Annotated in this window: 1 protein-coding gene; it reads left to right on the plus strand. The window is 64.9% G+C overall.

What is annotated here, in order from left to right; genetic code table 11:
• The first annotated feature begins 228 nt into the window (after positions 1-228).
• Positions 229-1,200: a thymidylate synthase gene (locus BG61_RS38465; RefSeq protein WP_035925501.1), complete on the plus strand. Its 972-nt coding sequence runs from the start codon at positions 229-231 to the stop codon at positions 1,198-1,200.
• Positions 1,201-1,248 lie beyond the last annotated feature (48 nt).

A 1,248-nucleotide genomic window follows, 5' to 3' on the forward strand; every position in this document is an offset into this window, starting at 1 on the left:
CTCGCGCGTGACGCTGTACCGGCTGCTGAGCGCGCACGGCATGCGCCACATCGAAGTCGACGCGCCCACCGAACACGTGACGCGCGGCTGACCGCCCTGCATCCGGGTACGGCTCCCGTGCCCGTCCTCTCGCGCTGTCCGCAAGCAGCGCCACCTTCCCGCGCTTGGTAAAATCACGACTTTCTGCCCACATTGAGCGAGCCGTGAAGGCGCGTCGAAGGAAATTGAATGAAACAGTATCTCGAGCTCGTCCGCACGATTCTCGACACCGGCACGTGGCAGGAAAACCGCACGGGAATCCGCACGATCAGCATGCCCGGCGCGATGCTGCGTTTCGACCTCCAGCAGGGTTTCCCGGCCGTCACGACGAAGAAGCTCGCGTTCAAGTCGGCGATCGGCGAGATGGTGGGCTTTTTGCGCGCTTCGAGGAATGCGGCGGATTTCCGCGCGCTCGGCTGCAAGGTCTGGGACGCCAACGCCAATGAAAACCCCCAGTGGCTCGCGAATCCGTACCGGCAGGGCCCTGACGACCTCGGCGACGTCTACGGCGTGCAATGGCGCAAGTGGCCCGCGTACAAGGTCGTGGACGCGTCCGCGGGCGACCAGATCGCCGATGCCACCAATCACGGCTATCAGGTCGTGACGAGCTTCGTCGAGGGCGGGCGCGAGCAGGTGCTGCTCTACAAGGCGATCGATCAGCTGCGCCAGTGCCTCGACACGATCATCGAGAATCCCACCGACCGGCGCATTCTGTTTCACGCGTGGAATCCCGCGAAGCTCGACGAAATCGCGCTGCCCGCGTGTCACCTGCTGTACCAGTTCATCCCGAACGTGGCGAAGCGCGAGATTTCGCTGTGCCTGTACATCCGCAGCAACGACGTCGGGCTCGGCACGCCGTTCAACCTGACCGAGGGCGCGGCGCTGCTGCATCTCGTCGGGCGCCTGACGGGCTATGCGCCGCGCTGGTTCACGTATTTCATCGGCGACGCGCACATCTACGAGAACCAGCTCGACATGCTCAAGGAGCAACTCACGCGCGAGCCGTTCGCGAGCCCGCAGCTGATCCTGTCCGATCGCGTGCCCGACTACGCGCAAACCGGCCGCTACGAGCCGCAATGGCTGGAGAAGATCGAGCCGGCGGATTTCTCGCTCGAAGGCTACCGGCATCACGAGGCGCTCACGGCGCCGATGGCCGTGTAGCGTTTGTTCCGATCATTGCGCAAAGCGCGCGGCCCGGGCCGCGCGCTT

The organism is Caballeronia glathei, from assembly GCF_000698595.1.
GTDB lineage: Bacteria > Pseudomonadota > Gammaproteobacteria > Burkholderiales > Burkholderiaceae > Caballeronia > Caballeronia glathei.